The organism is Blastomonas sp. AAP25, from assembly GCF_001295965.1.
GTDB classification, from domain to species: domain Bacteria; phylum Pseudomonadota; class Alphaproteobacteria; order Sphingomonadales; family Sphingomonadaceae; genus Blastomonas; species Blastomonas fulva.
On record NZ_LJHP01000014.1, the window covers coordinates 17,254 to 42,105 of the forward strand.

The 24,852-nt window shown below is 65.0% G+C and carries 20 protein-coding genes; 8 read left to right on the top strand and 12 right to left on the bottom strand.

The window, feature by feature from the left end; all coding sequences use genetic code 11:
- The 6 genes from rfbB to IP68_RS11350 form a co-directional block, all read right to left on the bottom strand.
- On the bottom strand, positions 1–1,074 hold the full coding sequence (rfbB, locus tag IP68_RS11325) for a dTDP-glucose 4,6-dehydratase (protein ID WP_054135108.1): 1,074 nt from the start codon (positions 1,072–1,074) through the stop codon (positions 1–3).
- Positions 1,074–3,179, bottom strand: coding sequence for an acyltransferase family protein (locus IP68_RS11330; RefSeq protein ID WP_054135109.1), 2,106 nt, complete (start codon positions 3,177–3,179; stop codon positions 1,074–1,076). The genes rfbB and IP68_RS11330 overlap by 1 nt, the downstream gene beginning before the upstream one ends.
- Positions 3,172–4,029 (bottom strand): dTDP-4-dehydrorhamnose reductase, encoded by an 858-nt coding sequence (gene rfbD, locus IP68_RS11335; RefSeq protein ID WP_054135110.1) that lies wholly within the window; start codon positions 4,027–4,029, stop codon positions 3,172–3,174. Before rfbD ends, IP68_RS11330 begins: the two co-directional genes overlap by 8 nt.
- Positions 4,026–4,571 carry a dTDP-4-dehydrorhamnose 3,5-epimerase gene (gene rfbC / locus IP68_RS11340; protein WP_054135183.1) on the bottom strand — a complete coding sequence of 182 codons (546 nt, stop codon included), beginning with the start codon at positions 4,569–4,571 and terminating at the stop codon, positions 4,026–4,028. The genes rfbD and rfbC overlap by 4 nt, the downstream gene beginning before the upstream one ends.
- The gene (gene rfbA, locus IP68_RS11345) at positions 4,568–5,467 is read right to left on the bottom strand and encodes a glucose-1-phosphate thymidylyltransferase RfbA (RefSeq protein ID WP_231683935.1); all 900 of its coding nucleotides are present in this window, start codon (positions 5,465–5,467) and stop codon (positions 4,568–4,570) included. Before rfbA ends, rfbC begins: the two co-directional genes overlap by 4 nt.
- Positions 5,468–5,710: 243 nt before the next feature.
- Entirely contained in the window at positions 5,711–7,174 is a 1,464-nt protein-coding gene (locus tag IP68_RS11350) for a flippase (RefSeq protein WP_054135111.1), read from the bottom strand.
- 254 nt (positions 7,175–7,428) lie between these two features.
- Here IP68_RS11350 and IP68_RS11355 point away from each other — a divergent pair, with 254 nt between their 5' ends.
- A complete protein-coding gene (locus IP68_RS11355) occupies positions 7,429–8,709 on the top strand; it encodes a hypothetical protein (protein ID WP_156318072.1) in 1,281 nt (426 codons plus the stop codon).
- A 101-nt stretch (positions 8,710–8,810) separates the two neighbouring features.
- On the opposite strand, the gene IP68_RS11360 is transcribed toward IP68_RS11355, so the two are convergent.
- The 6 genes from IP68_RS11360 to IP68_RS11385 all read right to left on the bottom strand — a co-directional run bounded on the left by IP68_RS11360 (position 8,811) and on the right by IP68_RS11385 (position 17,605).
- Positions 8,811–10,025 carry a hypothetical protein gene (locus IP68_RS11360; RefSeq protein ID WP_156318075.1) on the bottom strand — a complete coding sequence of 405 codons (1,215 nt, stop codon included), beginning with the start codon at positions 10,023–10,025 and terminating at the stop codon, positions 8,811–8,813.
- A gap of 13 nt (positions 10,026–10,038) precedes the next feature.
- A complete protein-coding gene (locus IP68_RS11365) occupies positions 10,039–12,237 on the bottom strand; it encodes a polysaccharide biosynthesis tyrosine autokinase (protein WP_054135114.1) in 2,199 nt (732 codons plus the stop codon).
- A gap of 19 nt (positions 12,238–12,256) precedes the next feature.
- Positions 12,257–12,994 carry a polysaccharide biosynthesis/export family protein gene (locus tag IP68_RS11370; RefSeq protein ID WP_054135115.1) on the bottom strand — a complete coding sequence of 246 codons (738 nt, stop codon included), beginning with the start codon at positions 12,992–12,994 and terminating at the stop codon, positions 12,257–12,259.
- Positions 12,987–14,441, bottom strand: a complete 1,455-nt coding sequence (locus IP68_RS11375) for an O-antigen ligase (RefSeq protein WP_156318077.1) — start codon at positions 14,439–14,441, stop codon at positions 12,987–12,989. Before IP68_RS11375 ends, IP68_RS11370 begins: the two co-directional genes overlap by 8 nt.
- 254 nt (positions 14,442–14,695) lie before the next feature.
- Entirely contained in the window at positions 14,696–16,480 is a 1,785-nt protein-coding gene (locus IP68_RS11380; RefSeq protein ID WP_054135117.1) for a hypothetical protein, read from the bottom strand.
- 123 nt (positions 16,481–16,603) lie between these two features.
- Positions 16,604–17,605, bottom strand: a complete 1,002-nt coding sequence (locus tag IP68_RS11385) for a class I SAM-dependent methyltransferase (RefSeq protein WP_054135118.1) — start codon at positions 17,603–17,605, stop codon at positions 16,604–16,606.
- Between the two features lie 225 nt (positions 17,606–17,830).
- Here IP68_RS11385 and IP68_RS11390 point away from each other — a divergent pair, with 225 nt between their 5' ends.
- From IP68_RS11390 to IP68_RS11420, 7 genes are all read left to right on the top strand, one after another.
- Entirely contained in the window at positions 17,831–18,763 is a 933-nt protein-coding gene (locus IP68_RS11390) for an NAD(P)-dependent oxidoreductase (RefSeq protein WP_054135119.1), read from the top strand.
- A gap of 72 nt (positions 18,764–18,835) precedes the next feature.
- Positions 18,836–20,125: an NAD(P)/FAD-dependent oxidoreductase gene (locus IP68_RS11395; RefSeq protein ID WP_054135120.1), complete on the top strand. Its 1,290-nt coding sequence runs from the start codon at positions 18,836–18,838 to the stop codon at positions 20,123–20,125.
- Positions 20,122–20,574, top strand: coding sequence for a GtrA family protein (locus tag IP68_RS11400; protein WP_054135121.1), 453 nt, complete (start codon positions 20,122–20,124; stop codon positions 20,572–20,574). Before IP68_RS11395 ends, IP68_RS11400 begins: the two co-directional genes overlap by 4 nt.
- Positions 20,571–22,022, top strand: coding sequence for a UbiA family prenyltransferase (locus tag IP68_RS11405; RefSeq protein ID WP_054135122.1), 1,452 nt, complete (start codon positions 20,571–20,573; stop codon positions 22,020–22,022). Before IP68_RS11400 ends, IP68_RS11405 begins: the two co-directional genes overlap by 4 nt.
- The gene (locus IP68_RS11410) at positions 22,022–23,356 is read left to right on the top strand and encodes an FAD-binding oxidoreductase (protein ID WP_054135123.1); all 1,335 of its coding nucleotides are present in this window, start codon (positions 22,022–22,024) and stop codon (positions 23,354–23,356) included. The genes IP68_RS11405 and IP68_RS11410 overlap by 1 nt, the downstream gene beginning before the upstream one ends.
- A gap of 1 nt (position 23,357) precedes the next feature.
- Positions 23,358–24,086, top strand: a complete 729-nt coding sequence (locus tag IP68_RS11415) for an SDR family oxidoreductase (protein WP_054135124.1) — start codon at positions 23,358–23,360, stop codon at positions 24,084–24,086.
- Positions 24,087–24,102: 16 nt separating this feature from the next.
- Positions 24,103–24,732 (top strand): DedA family protein, encoded by a 630-nt coding sequence (locus IP68_RS11420; RefSeq protein ID WP_054135125.1) that lies wholly within the window; start codon positions 24,103–24,105, stop codon positions 24,730–24,732.
- Positions 24,733–24,852: the final 120 nt, after the last annotated feature.

Sequence of the window (24,852 nt, forward strand, 5' to 3'; positions counted from 1 at the left end):
TCAACCCTTGTTCAGCTTCGCGCGTTCGAGCAGCGGCTGCCACCAGCCCTCATTGGCCAGATACCAGGCAAGCGTCTCGGCAAAGCCCTGGGGGAAATCGCGCGCGGGTTCATAGCCCAGCTCGCCGCGGATCTTGCGCTCGTCGATGGCATAGCGCCGGTCATGGCCCTTGCGGTCCTCGACATAGGTCTTGAGGCTGGCGGTCGGCTGGCCCTTGGCGGCGGGCGCATCGGGGAAGCGCTGGGCCAGCGTCGGATCGGCCGCAAACGCCGCATCGACGCCCGCGCAGATTTCCTCGACCACGCGGATATTGGGGAGCTCCTGCCCGCCCCCGACATTGTACACTTCGCCGACCCGGCCGTTCTTGATGATCAGCTCGATCCCCAGGCAATGGTCCTCGACGTGCAGCCAGTCGCGCACGTTCATGCCATCGCCATAGATCGGCAGGCTGCGGCCCGACAATGCGTTGAGCACGAACAGCGGGATGAGCTTTTCGGGAAACTGGTAGGGCCCGTAATTGTTCGAGCAGTTGCTGGTGGTGGTCTCGAGCCCGAAGGTGTGATGGTAGGCGCGCACCAGATGGTCCGAGCCTGCCTTCGACGCGGAATAAGGCGAGTTGGGCGCATAGGCCGTGGTCTCGCTGAACGCGGGGTCCTCGGGGCCGAGCGATCCATAGACTTCGTCGGTCGAAACGTGGTGGAACCGGTGCGGCATGCCGCTGCCCTTGTCCAGCCACGCGGTCTTGGCGGCCTTCAGCAGGCTGTGCGTACCGATGACGTTGGTGGTGACGAACGCGTCGGGCCCGGTGATCGAGCGATCGACATGGCTTTCGGCGGCAAAGTGCACGATCGTGTCGATCGCATGATCGGCCATCAGCTTCGAGACCAATGCGGTGTCGCAGATGTCGCCCTCGACCAGCTCTACCCCGTCAAGCCCGTCCAGATTGGCCCGGTTGCCCGCATAGGTCAGCGCATCGAGCACGATGACGCTATCGGCAGGCGCCACCTTGCGCCACCGGTGCACGAAATTGGCGCCGATAAAGCCGGCTCCGCCCGTTACAATCAGATTTGCCATCAGTTGATCTTTCCAGGATTGATGTCTTGGGCTGCGCGGCTGGATGCGGGCGACCCGGATTGAATGGTCTTGACGAAGGACGGCAGCAACAGCGTGTTGGCGTATCCCGTCAGGTGGTCGGTATCGAAATAAAGCGGCTTTCCATCCTTGTAGCCCCTGCATGTCGTGCCCGGACACAGCACGGGAAAGGGATCCCATATCTCTGCTCCCGGGGTTGCTGCCACCGCCATGGTCAGCATCTCCAGGGTTTTGCTGCGACGCAGCATTTGTTCGGCAGCTAGCACGTCGGTTTTGCGGTCACAATAGGGGTTTATGCGCGTCCAGGCGTCGGCGCAGCGGAACAGCGCGGTGGGCAAAGTCGGCTTGGGCGCCTCGAGGACGATGCGCAGGCCCAGCCTGTTGAAGGGAGCCAGCGCCGCAATCGCGCGGGCAGCGCCCTGGCCGATCGTGGTGGGAACGCCGGGGCCCGGGGGCGCTGCTGGCACGCCCCATTCGTCGCGATAGCGCGGCGTGTACAACGCCGAGACGAGCAGGACATCGTTGGCGCGGGCGTTGCTGCGCACGCTGGCGAGCACGGCGTTGCGGAAAGCGTCGCAGTCTGGCCGGGGGGCGAGATAGGCGCCGTCGAGCAGCGGGCAGCCGCCGCGCGACAGGATGCGCACCGGTGTCCGCGCCTTTGCCGCGAGTTCGAACGCCATCCGCTCATAGGCGCCGCCGTGCGAATCGCCGGTGATGAACACCTGGGGCAGATCGCCGCGCCCGCACTGCGGTGTGAAGACGATCTCCTTGCCACCCTGAAGGCCTGTCTCCTGACGGCTCACCGAGCAATCGGCGGCGGCCGCTTCGGGCAGGCTGTAGGGATCCCACACCAGCCGGTCGTTGGTCGCCGAGAGCCCGGCGACCGGGCGCAGCAGGGCCATCGACACCGTCACCGCACCGACCAGCGCACCGATCGCAGCGAACGCGCCGAAGAAGCGCAGCATGCTGGCCGAGCGCACCGGACGGCTGTGCCGCAACGGCTGCTCGATCCAGTAATAGCTGCCGATCGCCAGCGCGAACATCGCTGCCAGCGCCGCCAGCTTGAGCGGCAGGCTCTCGAGCCCGGTGGTCCAGCGCATCATCACGATGACGCCCCAGTGCCACAGATAGAGCGAATAGCTGATCTTGCCGACGAAGCGCAGCGGCGCGGTGCTGAGCAGGCGATCGGCGATGGAACCGGGGAACAGCCAGACGGACACGATCAGGGCTGCGGTGGCGAGACACGGCAGCAATGCGCCGGGGAAGGGGAACCCGCGCCCCGGCACCAGCCAGAAGCTTGCTATCAACGCAAGCAGCGCCAGCCCCGACGCCGGGCTCACCAGCGACGCCGATACCGGCAGTCCCTTGCGGCCAGACCAGCCATCGAGCTGGCAGCGCAGCAACAGGCCGAGCCCGAGCTCCCAGAAGCGCGTGGGCAGCATGTAGAACGCGAAATCCTGCCAGACGGCAGTGAAATGCCATGCTGCGACCAGCGAGCCGAGGCAGAGCGCCCAGGTGAGGCCGAGCGTCACCATGCGGGCAGACGGCAGCGCCTGCCGCCGCACGATCAGAAAATAGGAGAGGAAGGGGAAGAGCAGATAATATTGCTCTTCCACCGCCAGCGACCAAGTGTGGGTGAAGGTGTTGAACTCGCTGGCCGCGACGAAATAGCCGTTGGATTTCCACAGCAGCAGCAGGTTGCTCGCCCCAACGATCGCGCTGACCCCGGTCATGTCGATCAGCTTGGTCGCCGGAGACGAAGGCAGCAGCAGCATGCCGACCAGCGCCAGCACCAGCACATAGGCGAACAGCGCCGGCATGATCCGGCTCAACCGGCGACGATAGAACCAGGTGAAATAGTCGGTGAAGCTGGTCTTGCCCGAATCATAGACCGAATGCGCGACAACGAAGCCCGAGATGACGAAGAACACATCTACGCCGACGAAGCCGCCGGGAATCCAGCTGGCTTCGAGATGGTAGAACAAGACCGACAGCACCGCGAAGGCACGCAGGCCGTCGATTCCGCCGATAAACCGCGTCGGACCTTCCGAAGTGGCAGCGCCCCCCGCTGCTGCCGCGTCAGCCATTGGCCGCGATTTCGCCCAGCATCACCCGCAGGTTGGATCGCCAGTGCGGCGCGGGTGCGCCCAGCGCGGCGAAGGTCGAGCTCTTGTCGAGCACCGAATAATGCGGGCGGCGCGCTGGCAGGGGAAATTCGGCAGTGGTGATGGGGATCACGGGGACCGCCTTTTCGAGCAGCCCCCTGGCCAGCGCCTCTTCCTGGATCGCCACGGCAAAATCATACCAGCTGGCAGCGCCGCTGTCGGTGTAATGGTGGATGCCGGTGACGCCGTCGCGCGCCAGGGTCCACAGCGCCTGGGCCAGGCCCGGCGCATAGGTCGGCGTGCCGATCTGGTCGGCGACCACGCGCACCTCGGGCCGTTCAGCCATCAGACGCAGCATCGTGCGCACGAAGTTGCCGCCGGTGGGCGCATAGACCCAGGCGGTGCGGACGATCAGCGCATCCTTGCCCGCGGCCTGCTCGCCCGCCAGCTTGGTGCGGCCATAGGCGCTGACCGGATGCGGCGCGGCAACGGGCGCATAGGGCACGCCGCAGGTGCCATCGAACACGAAATCGGTCGAGACATGGACGAACCGGGCGCCGCACGCGCGCGCTGCATCGGCCAGCGTGCCGACCGCGGTGCCGTTGACGACCAGCGCCGCATCCTCTTCGCTTTCGGCCTTGTCGACCGCGGTATAGGCCGCCGCGTTGAACAGGATATCGGGCCGGACATCCGCGACGCAGGCGCTGAGCGCTGCGGCATCGGCGATGTCGAGCGTGTCGATATCATGGCTGACGATATCCGCGTCTGCAGGAGCGGTTGCGGCAAGGCCCCGGCCCAACTGGCCCTTGCCGCCGACGATGAGGACTTTCATGAATACGCCTTGATCTGATCGAATGCGGTGCCTTCGCGATCCTTTTGCGAGAGCTGCGGCACGATATTGCCCAGCGGCCAGTCGATGCCGACGGCAGGATCATCCCATTGCAGCGACTGCTCGCTCGCCGGTTCATACAGCGAGGTGCACTTGTAGAGGAAATCGGTGCCGTCCTCGAGCGTGAGGAAGCCGTGGCCGAAGCCCGGAGGCACCCAGAACATCCGCTTGTTGGCGGCGCTGAGTTCGATCCCGAACCACTTGCCGAAATAAGGCGAGGAAGCGCGCAGATCGACCGCGACGTCCCAGACGGCGCCGGACACGACACGGACCAGCTTGCCCTGCGGATTGGGGTTCTGGAAATGCACCCCGCGCAGCACGCCCTTGGCCGAACGGCTGTGGTTGTCCTGCACGAAGGCAAGGTCGAGCCCAGCGTCCTTGAAGCGCGCCTCGTTCCAGCTTTCGAGGAAGAAGCCGCGCTCGTCGCCGAACACCTTGGGCTCGATCACCAGCGGGCCGGGAATATCAACGGGACTGATGATCACCACACCTGCCCCTTGTTGGCCAGCAGCTGGAACAGGTAATCGCCATAGCCGCTCTTGCGCAGCGGAGTGGCGATGCGCTCGAGTTGGGCATCGTCGATAAAGCCGTTGCGCCAGGCAATCTCTTCGGGGCAGCAGATCTTCAGCCCCTGGCGTTCTTCGGTGACGCGGACATAGAGCGCGGCATCGAGCAGCGATCCGTGCGTGCCGGTGTCGAGCCAGGCATAGCCGCGGCCCATGATCTCGACCGACAGATCGCCCTGTTCAAGGTAGATGCGGTTGAGATCGGTGATCTCGAGCTCTCCGCGCGGCGAGGGCTTGAGATCGCGCGCAAGCTCGACCGCGCGGCCATCGTAGAAATACAGGCCGGTGACCGCGTAATTCGACTTGGGGTGCTCGGGCTTTTCCTCGATCGTCTCGGCCTTGCCGTTGGCATCGAACGAGACCACGCCATAGGCCTTGGCATCGCTGACATGATAGCCGAACACGGTGGCGCCTTCGGTGCGCGCATCGGCGGCGGCGAGCAGATCGACCAGGCCGTGGCCATAGAAGATGTTGTCGCCCAGTACGAGCACCGAAGGATCGCTGCCGACGAAATCCGCGCCGATATGATAGGCCTGGGCCAGACCGCCGGGATCGGGCTGGATCGCATAAGTGAGCTCGATGCCCCAGTCGCTGCCATCGCCCAGCAGCGCCTTGAACGCGGCCTGATCATGCGGGGTGGTGATGATCATGATCTCGCGCACGCCCGCCAGCATCAGCGTGGAGAGCGGGTAATAGATCATCGGCTTGTCGTAGACCGGCATGAGCTGCTTCGACGCGGCACGGGTCAGCGGATGCAGACGGGTGCCCGCGCCTCCTGCCAGGATGATGCCTTTTCTGTTGCTCAGCTTGCCCAACCGTCAATCTCCTCGTCGCATGTATCGGCCCTGCCCGCAGCGGCTATCCTGATGCGCAAGGCGGATGCCTTGCCGGATCGGGATTGCGCGGATGTGTGCTGTGCTCGGCTTCTGGCCAGGACCCTTGATCTTTCAGCGCAGTTTCGCTGACTGTTGCCACCCCTTTTGGTGGATGGAGCTATACAGCCATGGCAGGCCCTTGCAAGTGGCCGAAACGGGCAGTGCCCTAGCCTTCGGCCCGCTTTAGCGGACTCTGGCGATCGACTGCCGGCCCCAGGGCAGCACCCGCGTGATGATCTGGCGAAGCTGCGGGGGCGCGATCCACAGCCCCAATGCCATCGCGACCGCGGTCAGCAGCGCCCCGATGCCGAGCAGCGCCATCAGCGACAGCGAGGCGATTTCCGAGATCGCCAGACCCGCAAGCAGCAGCACGGCACAGCCCAGCGTCGCCCAGGGCGCCGCGATCCGCCCTGCGACCAGCGACAGCAGCACATAGTCCACCGCCAGACGCAGGCTGAACGTGACCGCCGCGCCGACCAGCCCGAAGCTGGTGAGCGCAAAGTACAGCACCGGGAGATACACCGGGAGCTCGACGAGCAGCACCTTGGTGACCAGATCGGGTCTTCCGGTGGCCTGCAGCCGGGCATAGGGCACCAGCGACAGCGAGTTGATCCAGTATCCTGCCAGCAGGATCTTGCCGACGAACCCGACCTCGCGCGCAATGTCGGCCCCGACCCAGATCGACAGGAACGGATCGAGGATGAAGACCCCGGCGATCATCACCGGGGTCATGATCGCAAGGACCGCGGTGATCGCGCTGGCGGTCAGCCGGTTCGCATCCTCTCCGGTCAGCGTGGCGAGCCGCGGGAACATCGCGTTGGTCAGCGACATCGGGACCACGGTGATTCGCTCGGCCAGCTGGAACACCACCGCATAATGGCCGACAACCACCGCGCCCAGGATCGCGCCGATCAGGAAGCGGTCCGAGACGACAAGCAGCGGTCCGATCATCGAGGTGAGCATCACCCAGCCGCCATAGCTGAGCAGCGGCTTGACCAGCTTGCGGTCGGGGCGCACCGGCTGGCCGCGCACGAGGTCCACCTGACAGCGCTGCCACAGCACCAGCAGCGCGAGCGCGCGCGCACCCAGCGCGGAGAGCAAGACCACCGGCAGATAGGGCCCATAAAGCCACGCCACCGCCAGCGGCAGCAGCTGGAACAGGGTGGTCGAGAGCACCGAGATGATGTTGACCTCGAGAAACCGCTCGCGCCCCTGCAGCGCGCCGGTGAGCACGCCGGTCGTCGTCGCCACCGGCACCGCCAGCGCGAGCAGCGGTGCGGCTGCGATCACTTCGGGGCGCAGCGCCTCGTCGACGCGGAAGAAATGGCCGAACAGATAATAGCTCAGTGGCCAGAACAGCAAAGCGCCCACCGCCCCCATCACCACGTTGACGCACAAGGCCGTCCAGAAGGTGGCGGCGCGCTCTGCAGGCGGCGCATCCCTGAGCGCGGCAATCCGCTGCGACGTCGCGCGGCCCAGCCCCAGATCGAACAGCCCGAAATAGCCGAGCAGCAACCAGGCGATCGCCAGCACGCCATAACGGTCCGGCCCGACGAGCTTGAGATAGACAGGCACCGTCGCCAGCGCGAGCACGATCGGCAGCGCGGCACCGACGAGGTTGTAGGCAGAATTGCGCGAGACGCTCATTGGGGGTGTCCATTTGCCGCGCCGGGGTCCGGCAGGCATGTCAGCGCGGAAAAGCAGGGCGGCGTGATCGGTTGCACTGAAAATCCCACCTCTGGTTGCTGCGCTCGCGCATAGGCGCTGCGGGACGGGTTCGACAAGGGCTTGTTCAAGGCCGATCAAATTATGTAATGTCCGCCGCGCAGCACATTTGCCATCGGCTTTGCCATCATGGTAGCAGCGCGCATACCGCCTCAACCCATCATAAGGTGCGATCCTTGGCCAACGCTTCAGCCCCCTATTACGCCATGCGGCCCCAGGCCGTGGCAACACGCCCCAATTCGCTCTTTGCGGTCGGTGGCCTGGGAGCGGCCTATCTGACGTTCGCCGCGTTGTGCACCTCGCTGATCTTCTACGGCTTCGTCGCCGATCTTCTCGGAGCGGCGGGGGAAACCATCCGTCTGTCCGCGATCGTGGCGACCGCGATCCTCACGCTGACCGGCGGTGCCATCTGCCTTTGGCGGGGAAAGATCTTCGCCGCAGGCCTGACGCTGGCGGGTCTGTTTTCGATCTTTCTGTTCCTGTTCGTGTTCTCGATGAACTCGGGCGTCCCGTTCACGGTCAATTCGGGTGGCGAGTATATCGGGCTGACGTTTGTCGGCCTGTTCGCCCTGACGTTCCAGGACCGCAGCTTCGGCCGGTTGATGCGCTGGTTCTACATCCTGTGCTGCGGCTATGCGGTGTTCTATCTGATGGCATCCGGCGCGATCAGGCTGGGCATCATCGATACCGGCGGCATCACCCGGGCCATCGCCAGCGCGGACGATGCCGGTCGAGGCGACCGACTGCACGCGGCAGCATTGCTGCTCGTTTTCGGGACTGCCTATTCGGTGGTCCAGATGCGCCTGCGCTTCGCCGTCCCTTATCTTCTGGCAGCAGGGCTGTTCGCGATAGCGTGGTGGGTAACGGAATCCCGCGCCATCACCACCGTCACCTTTCTGGTCATGGTGGGGTATGTCGCGCTTCGCAACGTTCCGCTGATGGGCCGCGCGGCATTTCTGGCGTATCTCGCAGGAACGCTTTTCTCCATCCTGCTGCTGATCGATCCCAGCCTCAATCCGTTCCTGTATTTCGGTGATCAGTCCGCATCGATCCGCGTGAATTCGGTCGATATCGCCTCTCAGTCGATGCAATATTACTGGCTGACCGGCGCCGGAATCTCCTTCGGTGTCGAGAACTATCGGCCGCTCACCGGGATCACCTACTTCTTCCCCGGCGACATCGGCATGATGGGCATCTTCTACATGTATGGCGTTGCCGGCCTGATGATCTACATGTTCATCAGCTACCTCGGCTGCCACAGCTATTGGCCGGTCCTGAAGCTGGGATACAGCGCGGTTCTTGCCGAAGCGGTGACGCTTACCGCCATCGTCCTCGCCTTGTACAGCCTGCAGGCGCCTCAGTACAACGGAGGGTCGTCGGGATCGATCTTCGCGATGATGCTGATTGCGCTAGCCCTGCAACCCAGACAGGCACAGGCCATTCCGCGGCCAAGGTGACGCTTGCCGGTCGCAAGACCACCTGATGCACTAGCACTAGCACCTAGGACGCAACCCGTCACCGGCTGCGGTCACCTGAACGCCTAGCGGGCAGCAACCGTTCAGTTGGGTGCGAGTTGCAGCTGCGAAATGGAGAATTCGGAAGGGATCTGAGCATCCGCGCCGATCGCGTTGGCGGTCAGCCGGAGCAGTGTGCACGATGCCGGGGTGGCAAGCGCGGCGCTGTATTGCGCTCGTCCACGGGTCAGCGGGACATCGCCCTGCCAGAACACCGGTGCCGACTGCTCGCCGACACAGGCTGCCGTCCAGCGGACCTGCGCCTGCGCCGAGGACTGCCCGTAATCGATCGTGTGGCGAAGCTGGTAGGCGGTTCCGGGCGTTACCGGGATATCTCGAGCGGCAAATCTGCCCGACGCGAGCGGATTGACCATGACCGCCAGCGTCCTGCCATCTTCCAGCGACGCATTGAGATCGCCAGTCTGCTCGAACGACCATGCAAGGCTTCCGAACCGGCTGTCGGTGGTGGTGCTGTTCCAGCCTGGCGCCGCAAACGCCTTTGCATCGAACGCGGAGAACACCTTCGGCGCGAGCGCCAGTGCCCTTGCCCCGTCGCCGCGCGCCATCAGCCGATAGAGGATCTGCGCGAACGCGGGCTCGTAGCCGGGTGCCGCCATCCGGTTCGCGACCGGTTCGACCAGCGCAACCACGTTATCGATATCGGCCTGCGCAGCCGTCCCCACGAAAGGCACCGCCCAGCTGGCCTTGCGCGCGATATAGGGCCGCACGGCCGCACGGAAGTCTGGCTGCGCCAGCGCCGTGGTCATCTGCGGGAACAGCGCCTTCTGCAGATCGGGCCGCACCAGCATCGCGGCGTCATAGTGGACCAGCGCCCGGGCGGGGGCTGCGTTGCGGCGGTGGTATTCCGCCAGCCACAGTTCGGTGATGCTGTCGCGGCGGGAAACGCGGCTGGCCATCTGCATGGCCTTGAGCGCTTCGGGCTGTCGGCGGCTGATTTCCTCGTGCACGCCCAGCGTACGCAGCAGCACACGGTTGAGCGGGTCCTGGCGCAGGCCAGCGCGCGCGTTGGCAGCATCGTCCGCGCCGGCTTCGAACTGGTTGCGCACCACCATGCGGTCGTTCATCGCGGCCGCCACCGCGCCCGGATCGGTCGGGCGGGCGCGATACGCGGCTTCGGGGTTGGCGCGGCGCATGTTGCTCGCCACCGAATAGTCGAACGACCAATAAGCCAGCACCAGCGCTGCAAATCCGAGCGGCCAGCGCGCCGCGCGCGCCGCAGGCGAGGCAGCCATCAACACGGGGTACCCATCCTTACTGGTCGAGGTCCTTGCGGTCCGAGCCATAGCCATAGCCGTAACCATAGCCATAGCCGTAACCGTAGTTCATCGATCCTTCGCCGACCTTGGTCAGCACAACACCCGACAGGCGGGCGTTGGCCATGACCAGACGCTGGATCGAGCTACGGATGCCGCGGACGGCCGGGCCGACCGATTCGACCACATAGACCACGCTTTCGACCGCCTTGGCGATCAGCGGCGCGTCGGTCATTCCGAGCACCGGCGGCGCATCGATCACGACATTGTCGTACTGGGTGAGCGCCTGCGCGATCAGCGAGGCGAGGCGATCGCCGCTGAGCAGTTCGGCAGCGCTCGGAGGCGAACGGCCGGTCGAGATGATCGACACGTTCTTGAGCTCGGTCGGCTGGATGAAGCTCTGCCAGTCATCCTCGCCCGCCAGATAGTTGCTCAGGCCCTTTTCGTTGGTCATGCCCAGCATGCCGTGGATCGAGGGCGAGCGAAGATCGCCATCGATCAGCAGCACGTTCTTGCCGGTGCGGCCGAGCACGATGGCGAGCGCCATCGAGGTCGAGCTCTTGCCCTCGCTCGGCCGGGTACTGGTAACCGCAAGCGACTTGGGGAAGCCGTGGCTGGTCGAGAACGACAGGTTGGAGTGGATCGAGAAGTACGCGTCGTAGAGCGCGGACTTGAGATCGGCCATCTCCTCGGTCGCATTGCGCTCCACCTTGGGGGTGATGCCCAGCAGGGGCAGCCCCAGCAGCGCATCGACCTGGGTCGGATCGCGGACACCTTCGTCGATCTGCTCGAGACCGAATGCCGTGGCACCAGCAAGGGCAACGCCCAGGAAGGTGGCGATCAGCAGGTTGAGCAGAAGGTTGGGCGAGGACGGACGATCGGGCGCATTGGCCGGTTCCACAACGCTGATGTTGTTGACCCCGACCTGCCCGGCAACGCCGATTTCCTTGTAGCGCTGCAGCAGCGCGTCATAGATCTGGCGGTTGGTGTCGGCATCGCGCAGGAAGGCGGCATACTGGATGTTCGCCTTGTTCTGGACGTCCAGACCCTGTTTGAGCGTTTCCACCTTGGCGCGCAGCTCGGCCTCGCGGCGCGCGGCTTCGCGATATTCGGACTGGCGTGCACGCGAGATCCGCTGGGTTTCCTGGCTGATCGCGTTGTCGGTGGTGGCAAGCTGCTGCTTGAGTTCCTGGACGGTGGGATGCCCGTCCTCGAGCTGCACCCGCTTCTTGGCATATTCCGCCGCGATGGTGGCGCGCTGGCCACGCAGGCTGGAAAGCGAATTGCTGGTCACCGATTCGCTGGTCGATTCCCCGGCAGACCCGCTGCGTGCTTCGGCAGCGATGCGGGCGGCGGTCGCCTCGTTGAGCGCGCTGGCCATTTCGGCCAGCTGCGCGCCGGCAAGCGTCTGGTTGGAGGTCGTGCGGCCTTCGCTGTCGCGGGTTTCGCCCAGCGAGACGATGCCGTTGCGCGACGCATAGTTCACCGCGAGCTTTTCGGATTCGTCGAGCCGCTGGCGCAGGGTGACAAGGCGTTCCTCGAGGAACTTGCGCGCATCGGCGGTGGAGGCATATTGCCGGTCCATGCTGGTTGCGATGAACGCTGCGGCCCATTCATTGGCGATCCGCGCCGAAAGGTTCGCATCGCGGCTTGTATAAGTGACGTTGACCAGCTTCGAGTTGCGGATCGGCGCGATGTCGACATTGTCGAGCAGCAGATTGATGATCAACCGCCGGTTCTTGTCCTTGATCTGCTGCGCGGACAGGCCCGGCGACTTTTCGGTCAGCACATCGCCATCGATGCCGTGCGCTGCCAGAAAGGTCTCGTTGTTGTAGAGCGCCAGCGAGGCTGCGACGCGCTCGGCCAGCGGACGCGCGGTCAGCAGCGTGTACTGGGTCGCGTAGAACTCCTGGTCCTGCGGCGTGGTCTGGGCCTCGATGCCCTCGACCATCGTGATCTGCTTTTGCTGGCGATCGATCTGGATCTGGACCTGCGCGGTGTACTGCGGCGACATGAACAGCGTCACCACCACGCTCAGCACGATGCAGCCCAGGATGATGCCGAGCATCAGCCAGCGCCAGCGCATGACCGTGTACCAGTACTGCAGCAGCATCGGCGGCACCGATGGCCCGATAGCTCCTGTCGTCGGATAGCCCCGCTGGGGTTCTAAAGCGCCGAAATTTTCTGTGTTTTGCATGTCTGGTCCAGCGCTTGCGTCAGTTGTTGTTGCCGAGCAGGAAGATCAGCGGGCCGACAATCGGCGGCACCACGGTGAACAGGTCCTTCATGTTCCGCCGGGCCTGCGAATCGCCCACCACGACGGTGTCATTGGGGTACAGCTCCGGATCGGCATATTGACCGCGCTCGATCGCCTTGGCGTCGTACAGCGCTGCATATTGCTGCCCGCCGACCTTGCGGAAGACCAGCACTTCACGCTTCTTGGAGAATTCGGTCCAGCCTTCGGCACGCGCGATCGCCTTGAGCAGCGTCATGTCGCCGACGATCGGATAGATGCCCGGCTTCTTGATCTCGCCGCTGATCGCGACCACCTGGCTGGCGGTTTCCTTGAGGTTCACGGTGACCTGCGGATTGCGCAGATAACGGCCCTTGAGCATCGATTCCATCGTGCGCGCAATCTCGCCCGGGGTCTTGCCTGCCACTTCCACCGTCCCGATCAACGGAAAGGTGATGCGGCCGCCGGCATCGACCTGGATTTCATCGGCCTTGAGGTCCTCGTTGCCGAAGACGTCGATGCTCAGCATGTCATAGGGGCCGACGATGAACGGACGCTGCGAAGCACCATAATCGGCCGAGGTCGGCACGGGGAGGGCATCGGCCTGGACCAGCGCCAGGTTGGCGGCGCCACCCAGCTGGACCGGACCGCCAGAAGCACACGCCGTGCTGATCAGCGCGGCGACGAGCGGGACGAAAACCATACGCGCACGTTCAAACATTGGCTTCCCTGCCCTTAACTTCGCGAATTGCGTGATTCGGTCGACAAGACCACACGACCGCCAGTGCGAAAACCGACGCCATGATGGGCGTCCTTAGCGGATAATCGACGCTGCTCGCAATGGCCAAAACCAGCACCATGATCAGCCCCAGGCGGTTGAACTTGCTTTGCGTTCCGCGCGCGCCCCGGCAACGCCACGCCGCCACACAGAACATCACCACCGCAGCGGCAAGCAGAATGATCCCCGGAATACCGGCCATCAGCACCACTTCAAGCCAGTCGTTATGGACGTGGTTCGAATAGCTCGCGCTCAACAACCGGTTGGGTTCGTGGATCTGGTAGACCTCGGCATAGCTGCCGACACCCGATCCCCAGGGCAGATAGCCGGGCAGAAACGCCAGCACCTCTTCCCACACCGAATAGCGCAGATCCTCGTTGATCAGCGACAGCCGCTCCACCGCGACATTGCGCGACATGGCAAAACCGATTCCGGCCAAAGCTGCCACTACGGCGGCGACGCCCACGCCCAGCGCGATCTTGGGCCGCGCGCCGCCGCGCAGCCAGTGCGTGGGCAGAAGGCCAAGCTGCATCGCGGGGATCGCGAGGATCGCGACCACGCACACCAGCAGCCCCATGCGGGAGCCGGTGACGAACACCAGCGGCACCACGGCAATGGCCAGCGCAGCGGTCAGCACCCGCAGGAAGCTGCCGTCGAACCCGAAGCGCTCGCCGGTCGCCGCGATCAGCGCCAGCATGGGGAACAGCATCGCCAGCAGCGCGGCCTGATGGTTGCGGTTGGCAAACAGCCCTGGGGGCGTGTCCGACATGATCGCATAGAGCTGCACGTTGATCCCGGCCGCCTGCATCACGCCCACCAGCCCGCTGAGCAGCACCAGCCCGGTCAGCGCGACGAGCAGCCAGAAGGTGTCGCGGTCATCCAGCTGGATCGCAAGAAGGAACACCGCGATCGGCGCGAACAGCGCATAGAACGCGTTCCAGGCGCCCAGGGGCACCATCGCCAGCGGCAGCCAGATGTCGGGCTGCCCGGCCAGTTGCTCGACATCGAGGATGATCTCGCGGCCCGCCAATGCTTGCCAGATCGCAGGCGGCAGCGGCACCAGATGCGCGATGGTGATGAGCACGATCGCCGCCATCATCACCAGCGGGGCGCGATAGGCGCGCCACTGTTCGGCGGTGGTGGTGGCAATCGCATAAAAGGCCAGCAGCACCGATGCCGGACGCAACAGGATGAGCGTCGGGATTTCCTTGCGCGAGCTGCCGCCGATCAGGAACACCAGCGCCAGGAACGCCAGCAGCAGCCAGAAGCTGCGGCTCCGGCGGCTGGTGCGCGGGGCAGACTTGGTGCGCGACTGCGTCTTGGAGCGATAGCGCTTGCCATCCGCGCCCACCTTGGTGACCTTGGCCTTGTTCAGAAAATTCAACGCCATCAGTGCCGGGCCTCAGGCGCCGTCGGGCGCGTGCCCGCCATGGCCATGCGCGATGCACGCTGGCGACAGGCTGACACATTGGGGTAAGACGGAAACGGGATTGCCACGTGCCTGCTCGACTCTTTCAACCGGGTTGCACGACCTGCTGCCGGCTCCCGCCGGTCATCATGTCGCTAAGGCTTTGCTGGGTAGCGCCGGAATGCGCAAGTTTTTTGTCGTTAACGGCCCGGCGCTTGCCGCGCGGCGCGCCTTAATCAGATGCCGGGCAGATCGGCTTCAGCAAATCGACAGGCCGTTTTCTCATCGGGATCAAGCGCATAGAGCGTCACCGCGCCCGCGCCCCAGCGCGCATTGACATGACCCTGCCAGCCCGGGTTGGAATTGCGGACGGCCTCGCCCAGCGTGCGGCCCGGGCTGCGCATCGCATAGCCTGCCACCTGCCCGGCGGAATTGAGCGCGACGATATGGTCGAACTGGGTCGCGCTGCCCTGCAGCGTTCCGGCGATCCGCCAGCCGCCCCCGGGCAGGGGAACCGGCGCAGAAGCGGTCCCCGAACAGCCGCGCTGGCGCATGTCATAGCCCCTGGGCAGCGGCTGGCCGAGCAGCGCCGACCAGCGGTGCTGGAACGGGGCGAGCCGCTTTTCGCGCAAGACATCGAAGGTGGCGAGCGTCCGCGCGTCGGGCTCGAGCATGATCACCCGCAAGGCGGCGACATCGAGCGTGCTCGAAAGGATCGCGGTGCGCGCGCCCACCCGGTCGGCCTGGTGGCCGCCACCCAGAAACTGCTCGCCCGACTTGCCGGTGGCCACCGGCGACAGGCCCGGGCTGACGATCATGGCCTTGACGATGAACGGCTGGCTCGCGGCGATGACCAGCCCGAACAGCAGCGTGCCCAGCGCTGGAACGGTCCGCGCCCAGGCACGATCGGCCAGCGGCAGGGCCCCCACCAGCAGCACGGTGGTCATCCAGAACATGTCGGCCGAAGTGCCGTAGCGGCTGGTCGCCGCCGAATAGACCGGACATTCGACCCCGCGGCCATAAGCGGTCACCGCAGCGGTCCCCACCAGAAACGCCAGCAGTGCCATCAGGAAGCCGACGATCGGCCGACGACGCTGCTCGGCATCGAACAGGGCGCGCAGCGACAGGAATGCGGCGGTCAGCAGACCGATATAACCCAGCACGCCGGTGACGATCAGCGTCGTGTCGGTAAAGCTGGCGGTGCGGAACACGATGCGCGCGACCGGCGCGCCGAGATAGACGCCGAGATAGCCCAGCATCGAGCCGATGCTCTGCAGCGACAGATAGCTCTGCGCCTTCTGGGTGTCGTAGACATCGGTGCACAGCACGTCGGCGCTACCGGTGGCGAGCAGCAGATAGACGCCGATGATCGCGGCTCCGGCGATCGCGGCGGTGACGATGTCCCTGGCTGGGCGACCCAGCGCCCAGGCCAGCGGCGCAAGCAGAAAGCCTGCCAGAATGCCGTTGGCCATGGTGACGCCGGCGGTGGCCGCGATCGCGATCGACAGCCACAGCCCCTTGGCCCCCTTGCCGAACGCCAGCGCGGCGAAGGTGAAGGTCGCCAGCACGAACACGCCCACGATCTGGAGGTTGAACGCGCTCATGAAATTGGCCACCGGATACGCCCAGAACAGGATGATGACCGCAAAGCCCTGATACACCCAGGACAGCCGCGCCTGGCGACAGACCCACACCAGCAGCACGGCATCGGCGACGAGCAGCAGCACCGTCACCACCATGTTGAGCGCCGAAGACCCCGATGCCAGCCAGATGTCGGCAGCATAGACCAGCCGCGGCGCCATGCTCACATGGCCGTTGAGCGAATCGAAGAAGCCGCCGAAGATTTCCCGATAGGTGAGCAGGCCCCAGCTATCCCAATGCGGCACGCCGATGAAGGTGCGTGCGATCATCAGCAGCAGCAACAGCCCCGTCAGCCCGCCCAGAGCGAACCACGCCGACCGGGCCAGCCGCTCCGCGATGCCACCGTTCGACTGCCGAGAATCAAGGGACACAGATGTCATGACAATTCCTGCTGGTCTGGATCATTTCTCTGACGGGACCGCTCCGCGTCGCTCCCGCCGGTGGGGCCTGTCTGCACGCGCGCATGGGGTTCAATGCCTGCCGGGCTCATTGCCTGCCCGGACTCAGACCCTGACGGCGGAGATCAGAAGCTGGTGATCGCCGCGATGGCCAAGATCGGCGCTGTGATAAAGGTGCGCGGCGACATCCGTAAAGCCGACCGCGCGCAGCTCGTCCAGCGCGTCCCAGCCATAATGCCGGAAACACAGCGCGCCGTTGATCGGATCTGTCGGGTTGCCGTGCATTTCCACCGGAAGGTGGTGCACGATCGCGCCGTCCGGCTGCATTTCAGCGCGAACCGTGGTTTCGTGCCTGTCCGCAGTGAACGGAATGGTGAGCACCAGCCTGCCGCCGGGGCGCAGCACGCGGGCGATCTCGCGGAACGCGGCGGCATTGTCCGGCACATGCTCGAGGACGTCGAACGACATCAGGACATCGAAGCTGGCATCGGCGAACGAGAGGGCCTGGATGTCCTGATGGTTGATCCCCATGTGGCGCGAGCCCGAGGGCGAGCCGGGCTTGAGATATTCGCTGCCGGTGACATCGGCAAACCGCCCCTTCAGCCAGCGATAGGTCGGTCCGAACTGCTCGGTGATGTAGATCGCATGATCGGCGCGCATGCCGAGGTCCTGGATCGCGATCTGCAGCGCGGCGCGCACCCGGCTGCGCAGCCCGCATCCCCTGCAGATCAGATGCTCGCGCCAGTTGGGCTGGGCACGGCCGTCCGCATCGGTGCTGACATATTCCATGCTGGTGACGAAGACGGTGGGCGCGTTGCAGATCGAGCAGAAGCCTTCCAGCCCGAAGGCGAAGGCGCCCGGCTGCACGGCGGCAGCGTCCGCCGCCCGTTCGGCCGCGCGCTGGTCCGCGCTCTCGGCCAGCCAGGCGTCATACTCGCTTTTGCTGCGGAACACCGGGCTCTCCATCCGCGCCCGGCCTTCGAACCGGGGGATGCTGCCCTTGATCGGCATGTGCGACAGCGCCACCGATTGTGCGCGGAAGGCGGGAACGGCAAGCCTGGCCAGAAACGGCGAGCTTTTGACAATGCGCTTGAGTGACGACGTCATCGTGTTTCCTGATGGCCTGCCCATGGAACAGGGCAGCGGTGGCGACTTCGAGCGTCTAGTCAAATCGACGCCACATGACCAGACGTTAAAGGACGGCAGGCCCGGGCGAACGATCCTGCACCGCCGCCCCGATCGCCCGCGCGCGCTTGTTTGTTGCACTGCAACCAAAGCATCCCTAATAGTCCGCCGCATTTGCACGCCGCAACAGGCTGGGAGAGACCGCAGGTGGGGAAGAAGATCGTTATCACCGGGGGCGCGGGTCTGGTGGGCCAGAACCTCGTCGCCAAGCTCAAGCAGCGCGGCTATACCCGGATCGTCTCCATCGACAAGGCTGCCGCCAATTCGGCGATCCTGCGCGAACAGCACCCCGACATCGAGGTTATCGTCGCCGATCTGGCGCGCGAGGACGGCTGGCAGCATGCGCTGGCCGATTGCGACGCGCTGGTCCACGGCCATGCGCAGATCGGCGGGCTGGTGCCGCAGGAGTTCATCGACAACAACATCCTGGCCAGCGAACGGGTGATGGCGGCAGCCGTGCAGCACGCGGTGCCCTATGTGGTCAACATCTCGTCCTCGGTGGTCAATTCGCTGGCGGTGGACGACTACACCGAAACCAAGAAGGCGCAGGAAAAGCTGGTTGCCGAAACCGGCCTCACCCAAATCGTGCTGCGCCCGACGCTGATGTTCGGCTGGTTCGACCGCAAGCATGTCGGCTGGCTGGCGCGCTTCATGGAAAAGGTTCCCGTGTTCCCGATTCCCGGCGACGGCAAGTATCTGCGCCAGCCGCTGTATGTCGGCGATTTCTGCGACGTGATCGTCTCGGCGATCGAGAAGAAGATGACCGGCGCGTACAACATCACCGGGCAGGAGCGGATCGACTATATCGACCTCATCCGCGCGATGAAGCGCGCGACGGGCGCGGGCGCGGTCATCGTCAAGATCCCCTACGGCCTGTTCGCGATGCTGCTGCGCACCTATGCGCTGTTCAGCAAGAACCCGCCGTTCACCGAAAAGCAGCTCAAGGCGCTGTCGACCCCCGACGTGTTCGAGATCATCGACTGGCCGGGAATCTTCGTTGTGCGCGCGACGCCGCTGGACGAAGCCTTGAAAGAGACCTTCGGCCACCCGGTTTATTCGAAGATTGCGCTGCAGTTCTGATCGCGGCTATTCGCCGGGCCGGGGTAACTGGATCATATTGAGGCCTGCTGCCGTGCGGGCCGGGAGAATCGAATGTCACGTGTCGTCGTCATCGGTGCCGGAGCCATGGGGCTGGCCGCGGGCTATCATGCCGCAAAGGCGGGCCATCAGGTCGAGGTGATCGAGGCATCGCCCGATGCAGGCGGCATGGCGGCGCATTTCGATTTCGCCGGAATGTCGATCGAGCGCTTCTACCATTTTGTCTGCAAGACCGACCAGCCGACCTTCGATCTGATGGCCGAGATCGGCCTGGGCGACAAGATGCGCTGGCGCGACACCTCGATGGGCTATTTTTCGGGCGGCAAGCTGCACGGCTGGGGCGATCCGTTCTCGTTGCTGCGCTACCCGCATCTCAGCCTGATCGAGAAGATCCGCTATGGCGTACTCGCCTTCGTGTCGACCAAGCGTGACAGCTGGGACGCGCTGGAAACGCAGAGCGCGCGCGAATGGATCACCCGCTGGTCGGGGAAGAGCGTCTACGACAAGATGTGGAAGCCATTGTTCGACCTCAAGTTCTTCCAGTACGCCGACAATGTCTCGGCCGCCTGGATCTGGACACGGGTCAAGCGCACCGGCCGCTCGCGCAAGTCGATCTTCCAGGAGCAACTGGGCTATATCGAGGGCGGCAGCCAGACCCTGGTCGACCGGCTGGTCGAACGTATCGAGGCGCTGGGTGGCAAGGTCATCCTCGGCAACCCGGTGAGCAAGGTCGTCAGCGAGAACGGCAAGGTCACCGGTGTCGAGGCCGCAGACGGCTTCCACGGAGCCGACCATGTCATCTCCACCGTGCCGACACCGCTGATCTCCACGATGATCCCCGACATGCCCGCCGACTGGAAGGCCAAGTATGACGCGATCGAGAACATCGGCGTGTGCTGCCTGCTGTTCCGGCTGAAAAAGTCGGTGACGCCGCATTTCTGGGTCAACATCATCGAACCCGATATCGAGATCCCGGGGATCATCGAGTTTTCGAACCTGCGTCCAGTGCCCGGCGGAGAAACCGTGGTGTACGTGCCCTATTACATGCCGGTCACCCACCCTAAGTTCGCCTGGGACGACCAGAAGCTGATCGATGAGGCATTCTCGTACATCCAGCGGATCAACCCCGCGATCACCCGCGACAATATCGTCGCGACCAAGGTGGGCCGCCTGCGCCATGCCCAGCCGATCTGCGAGCCGGGCTTTGCCGCCAAGATCCCGCCGGTGCAGACCCCGATCGCCGGGCTCCAGGTCGCCGATACCTGCTTTTATTATCCCGAGGACCGCGGCGTTTCGGAAAGCGCGCGGCTGGCGAAGGACATGGTGGAGAGCATCCCGGCATGACCAGCCTGTCGGACAAGGTTGCCGAACCGGCGACCCCTGACGGCGGTGAAGGCAAGCGCTTCGCCAGCTTCATCGTCACCGGCGGCATCGCGGCGCTGGTCAACCTTGGCTCGCGCTGGCTGCTCAGCCATGTGATGCCCTATGAGGCAGCGGTGTCGGTCGCCTATCTCTTCGGCATGACCACCGCGTTCCTGCTCGCACGCTTGTTCGTGTTCAATGCCAGCGGCGACAGCTGGCTCGCCGAATATGGCCGCTTCGCCGTGGTCAACGCGTTCAGCTTCCTGGTCGTGCTGGGCGTCAGCGCAGGCATGCTGCGGCTGGTCCTTCCGTTCATCGGCTGGGACTGGCATGCAGAGGAGATCGCGCATCTGGTGGGCGTGGTCAGCCCGATCGTGCTGAGCTATTACGCGCACAAGCACTATTCCTTTGGCGAGAAGAAGAAGCCGTGATCGACGAGCAGACCCGCAAGGCCGGGGCCACCGACACAACCCCGCTGATCGTCGATGTCGATGGCACGCTGATCCGCACCGACCTGCTGTTCGAAGCCGCCTTGCAGCTGGTCGCCACCCAGCCATGGAACAGCTGGAAGCTGGTGACCTGGCTGGCGGGCGGCAAGGCGTCGCTCAAGAAGAATCTGGTCGATACCGTCGATCCGCATATTGCCAGCATGCCGCTGCGCGCCGAGACGCTGACCGCCATCGAGACGGCAAAGGCTGCAGGGCGACCGGTGTGGCTGGCGTCAGCATCCGATCACCGCTGGGTCGAACAGATCGCCGCGCGGATCGGCGGGGTCGATGGCGTGATGGGATCGGACGGGGTCACCAACCTGTCGGGCTCCAACAAGGCGGGCGCGCTGGTCGAGCGGTTCGGCCACAAGCAGTTCGACTATATCGGCGACCACATGGTCGACATGCCGGTCTGGGATGCCGCGCGGCGCCCGATCGTGATCGCGCAGAGCGGCGGGCTCGAGCGCGCGGTCAAGCGCCGCTTCCCCGATGCGGAGATCATCGCCCGGCCGCGGACCCCGATCCGCCCTTATTTCAAGGCGATGCGCCCCTATCAATGGGCCAAGAACGCGCTCGTCTTCCTCCCCGCGATCGCCGGACACAGCATCGGCGACCTTGCGGTGCTGCTGGCCGCGTTCATGGCGTTCTGGGCGTTCAGCCTGGCTGCCTCGAGCGCCTATATCATCAACGACCTGCTCGATCTGCCGGGCGATCGCGACCATCACCGCAAGTCCAAGCGCCCCTTTGCCGCCGCCGACATTTCGATCCCGCGCGGGATCCTGATGGCGATCGGGCTGATGGCGGCGGCGATCTTCATCGCTGCGCTGCTACCGCTCGAGTTTCTCGCGATCCTGCTGGGCTACGTCGTGCTGACGCTTGGCTATTCGCTGTTTCTCAAACGGCAGATGCTGGTGGACGTCATCATCCTGGGCGGGCTCTACACCATCCGCGTGCTGGGCGGGATCGCCGCGACCGGCGAGGAAAAGTCTCAATGGCTGCTGATGTTCTGCCTGTTCTTCTTCCTCAGCCTCGCCATCGTCAAACGCTGCTCGGAACTGGTGGCGCGGCGCGACGCGGGCAAATCCTCGCCCCCGGGGCGCGGTTATGCGATCAACGACCTTGCCATGCTGCTGCCTTTGGGCGCGGCGGCGGGCTATGCCTCGGTGATGGTGGTGATGCTGTATTTGAGCAGCCCGCGCATGCTGTCGCTCTACGCACACCCCTTGCGGATGTGGCTGATCTGCCCGCTGCTGATCTACTGGATCAGCCGCGCGCTGATGCTCTCCAACCGCGGCGAGATGCACGATGATCCGATCATCTTTGCCCTGACCGACAAGGTCAGCTGGCTGACCGGGGTTGCCGCCGCCGTGATCATCGCGATCGCGATCTGATGCCGTATCAGGCGCCTCTTGCCGGCTGGGGTCGCTATCCGGTGCGCGAGTGCACCGTGTGGCAGCCGACCACGCCGCAAGCGCTGCACGAGACGCTGGCGCCGTTGCCCAACAGCATCGCGCGCGGCAATGGCCGGTCGTACGGCGATGCCAGCATGAACCCGGCCGCCACCATCGACATGCGCAGGCTCGACCGGCTGATCTCGCTCGACGAGGCGACCGGGACTTTGGTGTGCGAGGCTGGCGTGCTGCTGTCGGACCTCGTTGCAGCCTTGGTGCCGCGCGGCTGGTTCCCGCCGGTGACTCCCGGCACCCGCATGGTCACCATCGGCGGGATGATCGCCAGCGACGTGCACGGCAAGAACCACCATGTCGCAGGATCGTTCTGCGACCATGTCGACTGGTTCGATCTCGACCTTGGCGATGGCCGGGTTGAGCGCTGCTCGCCGATCCAGAACACCGATCTGTTCGCCGCGACCTGCGGCGGCATGGGGCTCACCGGCATCATCGTGCGTGCGTCGTTCCGGATGCTCAGGGTCGAAAGCGCGTTCATGCGCCAGCGCACGATCCGCGTGCCCGACCTCGAACAGGCTCTCGCCGTGTTCGAACAATCGCACGGATCGACCTATTCGGTGGCGTGGATCGACTGCATGGCGACCGGCAGGAGCCTTGGCCGCTCGGCGATTCTGCTGGGCGAGCATGCGAGGCTGGACGAGCTCGACCCCGCCCGCCGCGCCGCGCCACTCGCGCGCCCCAACCGCAAGCCCAAGACGATCCCGATCGACTTTCCGAACTTTGCCTTGAGCGGCTTCAACGTGCGGATGTTCAACCATCTCTATTACGCGATGCAGCGCCCGGGCGACGCGGTGGTCGATCTTGATCCCTATTTCTACCCGCTCGATGCGATCTTCGAGTGGAACCGGATCTACGGCCGCCAGGGCTTTGTGCAGTACCAGTCCGTCCTTCCGCTCGCGTCAAGCGAACAGGGCATGCGCCGCCTGCTCGAGGCGATCTCGGCTGCGGGCGCCGGATCGTTCCTGGCAGTATTGAAGCGCATGGGGCCGCAGTCGTTCGGGATGCTGAGCTTCCCGATGGAAGGCTACACGCTCGCGCTCGACTTCCCCGCGACACCTGACAACTTTGCGCTGCTCGAGCGGCTCGACGCGATCACCGCCGACCATGGCGGGCGTGTCTACCTGACCAAGGATGCTCGCGTCTCGCCCGAGCGCTTTGCCGCAGGCTATCCCAGGCTTGACGAATTTCGTAACCTTCGTGCGCGATACGGCCTCGACCAGCGCTTCTCGTCGCTGCTTTCACAAAGATTGGGTCTGTAAAATGCTCGCTTCCCCCGTTCTGATCATCGGTGCCCGTTCGGATATCGGCCGTGCGCTCGCCAAGGGCTATGCCGCCAGGGGCTGCGAGGTCATCCTGGCCGCGCGCGGCGACATCGGCGCCGATGCGACCGATCTGGCCTTGCGCACCCAGGCGAAGGTCCGCTCGGTCAGCGTCGACATCACCGATGGCGCGCCGGACGCGTTCTTCGATTCGCTGGGTGTGGTGCCGGGCACCGTGGTGATGCTCGCAGGGCTGCTGGGCGACCAGGCCGAATCGGCGGCGCATGACGACATCGCCGCCAAGGTGATGGACAGCAACTATGCCGGCCCGGCGCGCTATCTGCTTGCCGCCGCCCGCCGCATGGCGAACGTGCCCGATGGCTGCATCATCGGCATCAGCTCGGTCGCAGGCGAGCGCGGGCGCGCATCCAACTTCATCTACGGATCGGCCAAGGCCGGGTTCACCGCCTTCCTCTCGGGGCTGCGCAACGCGCACGCCAAGACCGGGCTGCACGTGATGACGGTCAAGCCCGGCTTCGTGCGCACCCAGATGACCGCGGGCATGAAGCTGTCGCCGGTGATGACCGCCGAGCCCGAACAGGTCGCCGACGCGATCCTGAAGGCGCAGGACAAGAAGGCCGACGTGATCTACACCCTCGGCCGCTGGCGCCTCGTCATGGCGATCATCCGCGCGATCCCCGAGCCGATCTTCAAGAAACTCTCGCTCTGATCTTCCGGCGCGGCGCATGAACGGCCTGCTCCAGCTTCTGTCGGACTTCATGACCGATCACCGCTGGCTGGCGGGTCCCGCATTCGGGCTGATCGCGTTCGGCGAATCGCTCGCGGTGATCGGCATCTTCATCCCTGCCACCCCGATATTGTTCATGGTCGGCGTGCTGATGGGCAGCGGCCGGGTCGATGCGACCGCGGTCGCGCTGTTTGGCATGGCGGGCGCGATTGCGGGATACTGGCTGTCGTGGCGCGCCGGGCTGCAATTGGGCCATCGCGCCTGGCAGGCCCCCGCGCTGGCGCGGCACCGGCGCGGCATCGCGCGCGCGCGGCTGTTCTTTCGCCGCTGGGGCGGTATATCGCTGGTCGGCGGGCGCTATGCGCTGGGCCCGTTCCAGTCGATGCTGCCGCTGGTGGCGGGCGTCGCCAGGATGGATGCCCACCGCTTTCATCGCTGGAACGTGCTTTCGGGCGTGCTGTGGGTCAGCCTTGTGCTCACCCCGGGCTTTCTGGTGGGGCGCGGCATCGAAATCGCAGGGGTCGGCAAGGCATGGCAGGACGAGATCATCTCGCTGCTGCTGCTGGCAAGCTGCTTGCTGATCGTTGCCGGGCTGATGGCCGGCAGCATCAAGAAACTTTTTGAATAGCCTGACTTTTTTCCGCCGTGCGCGTTACGCTTTATGCAACATCGCGGAACTGGCGCTTCTCCACGGACCGGCACCGGCCCGGTCGAGCCGTATCCCGGACCGGCGTGTCGCTGCAAAGGG

What these genes read in the sequence shown, in the direction of transcription:
- rfbB (WP_054135108.1), bottom strand. Translation starts at nt 1,074, where the DNA reads ATGGCAAATCTGATTGTAACGGGCGGAGCCGGCTTTATCGGCGCCAAT.
- IP68_RS11330 (WP_054135109.1), bottom strand. Translation starts at nt 3,179, where the DNA reads ATGGCTGACGCGGCAGCAGCGGGGGGCGCTGCCACTTCGGAAGGTCCG.
- rfbD (WP_054135110.1), bottom strand. Translation starts at nt 4,029, where the DNA reads ATGAAAGTCCTCATCGTCGGCGGCAAGGGCCAGTTGGGCCGGGGCCTT.
- IP68_RS11350 (WP_054135111.1), bottom strand. Translation starts at nt 7,174, where the DNA reads ATGAGCGTCTCGCGCAATTCTGCCTACAACCTCGTCGGTGCCGCGCTG.
- IP68_RS11365 (WP_054135114.1), bottom strand. Translation starts at nt 12,237, where the DNA reads ATGCAAAACACAGAAAATTTCGGCGCTTTAGAACCCCAGCGGGGCTAT.
- IP68_RS11370 (WP_054135115.1), bottom strand. Translation starts at nt 12,994, where the DNA reads ATGTTTGAACGTGCGCGTATGGTTTTCGTCCCGCTCGTCGCCGCGCTG.
- IP68_RS11375 (WP_156318077.1), bottom strand. Translation starts at nt 14,441, where the DNA reads ATGGCGTTGAATTTTCTGAACAAGGCCAAGGTCACCAAGGTGGGCGCG.
- IP68_RS11380 (WP_054135117.1), bottom strand. Translation starts at nt 16,480, where the DNA reads ATGACATCTGTGTCCCTTGATTCTCGGCAGTCGAACGGTGGCATCGCG.
- IP68_RS11385 (WP_054135118.1), bottom strand. Translation starts at nt 17,605, where the DNA reads ATGACGTCGTCACTCAAGCGCATTGTCAAAAGCTCGCCGTTTCTGGCC.
- IP68_RS11395 (WP_054135120.1), top strand. Translation starts at nt 18,836, where the DNA reads ATGTCACGTGTCGTCGTCATCGGTGCCGGAGCCATGGGGCTGGCCGCG.
- IP68_RS11400 (WP_054135121.1), top strand. Translation starts at nt 20,122, where the DNA reads ATGACCAGCCTGTCGGACAAGGTTGCCGAACCGGCGACCCCTGACGGC.
- IP68_RS11410 (WP_054135123.1), top strand. Translation starts at nt 22,022, where the DNA reads ATGCCGTATCAGGCGCCTCTTGCCGGCTGGGGTCGCTATCCGGTGCGC.
- IP68_RS11415 (WP_054135124.1), top strand. Translation starts at nt 23,358, where the DNA reads ATGCTCGCTTCCCCCGTTCTGATCATCGGTGCCCGTTCGGATATCGGC.
- IP68_RS11420 (WP_054135125.1), top strand. Translation starts at nt 24,103, where the DNA reads ATGAACGGCCTGCTCCAGCTTCTGTCGGACTTCATGACCGATCACCGC.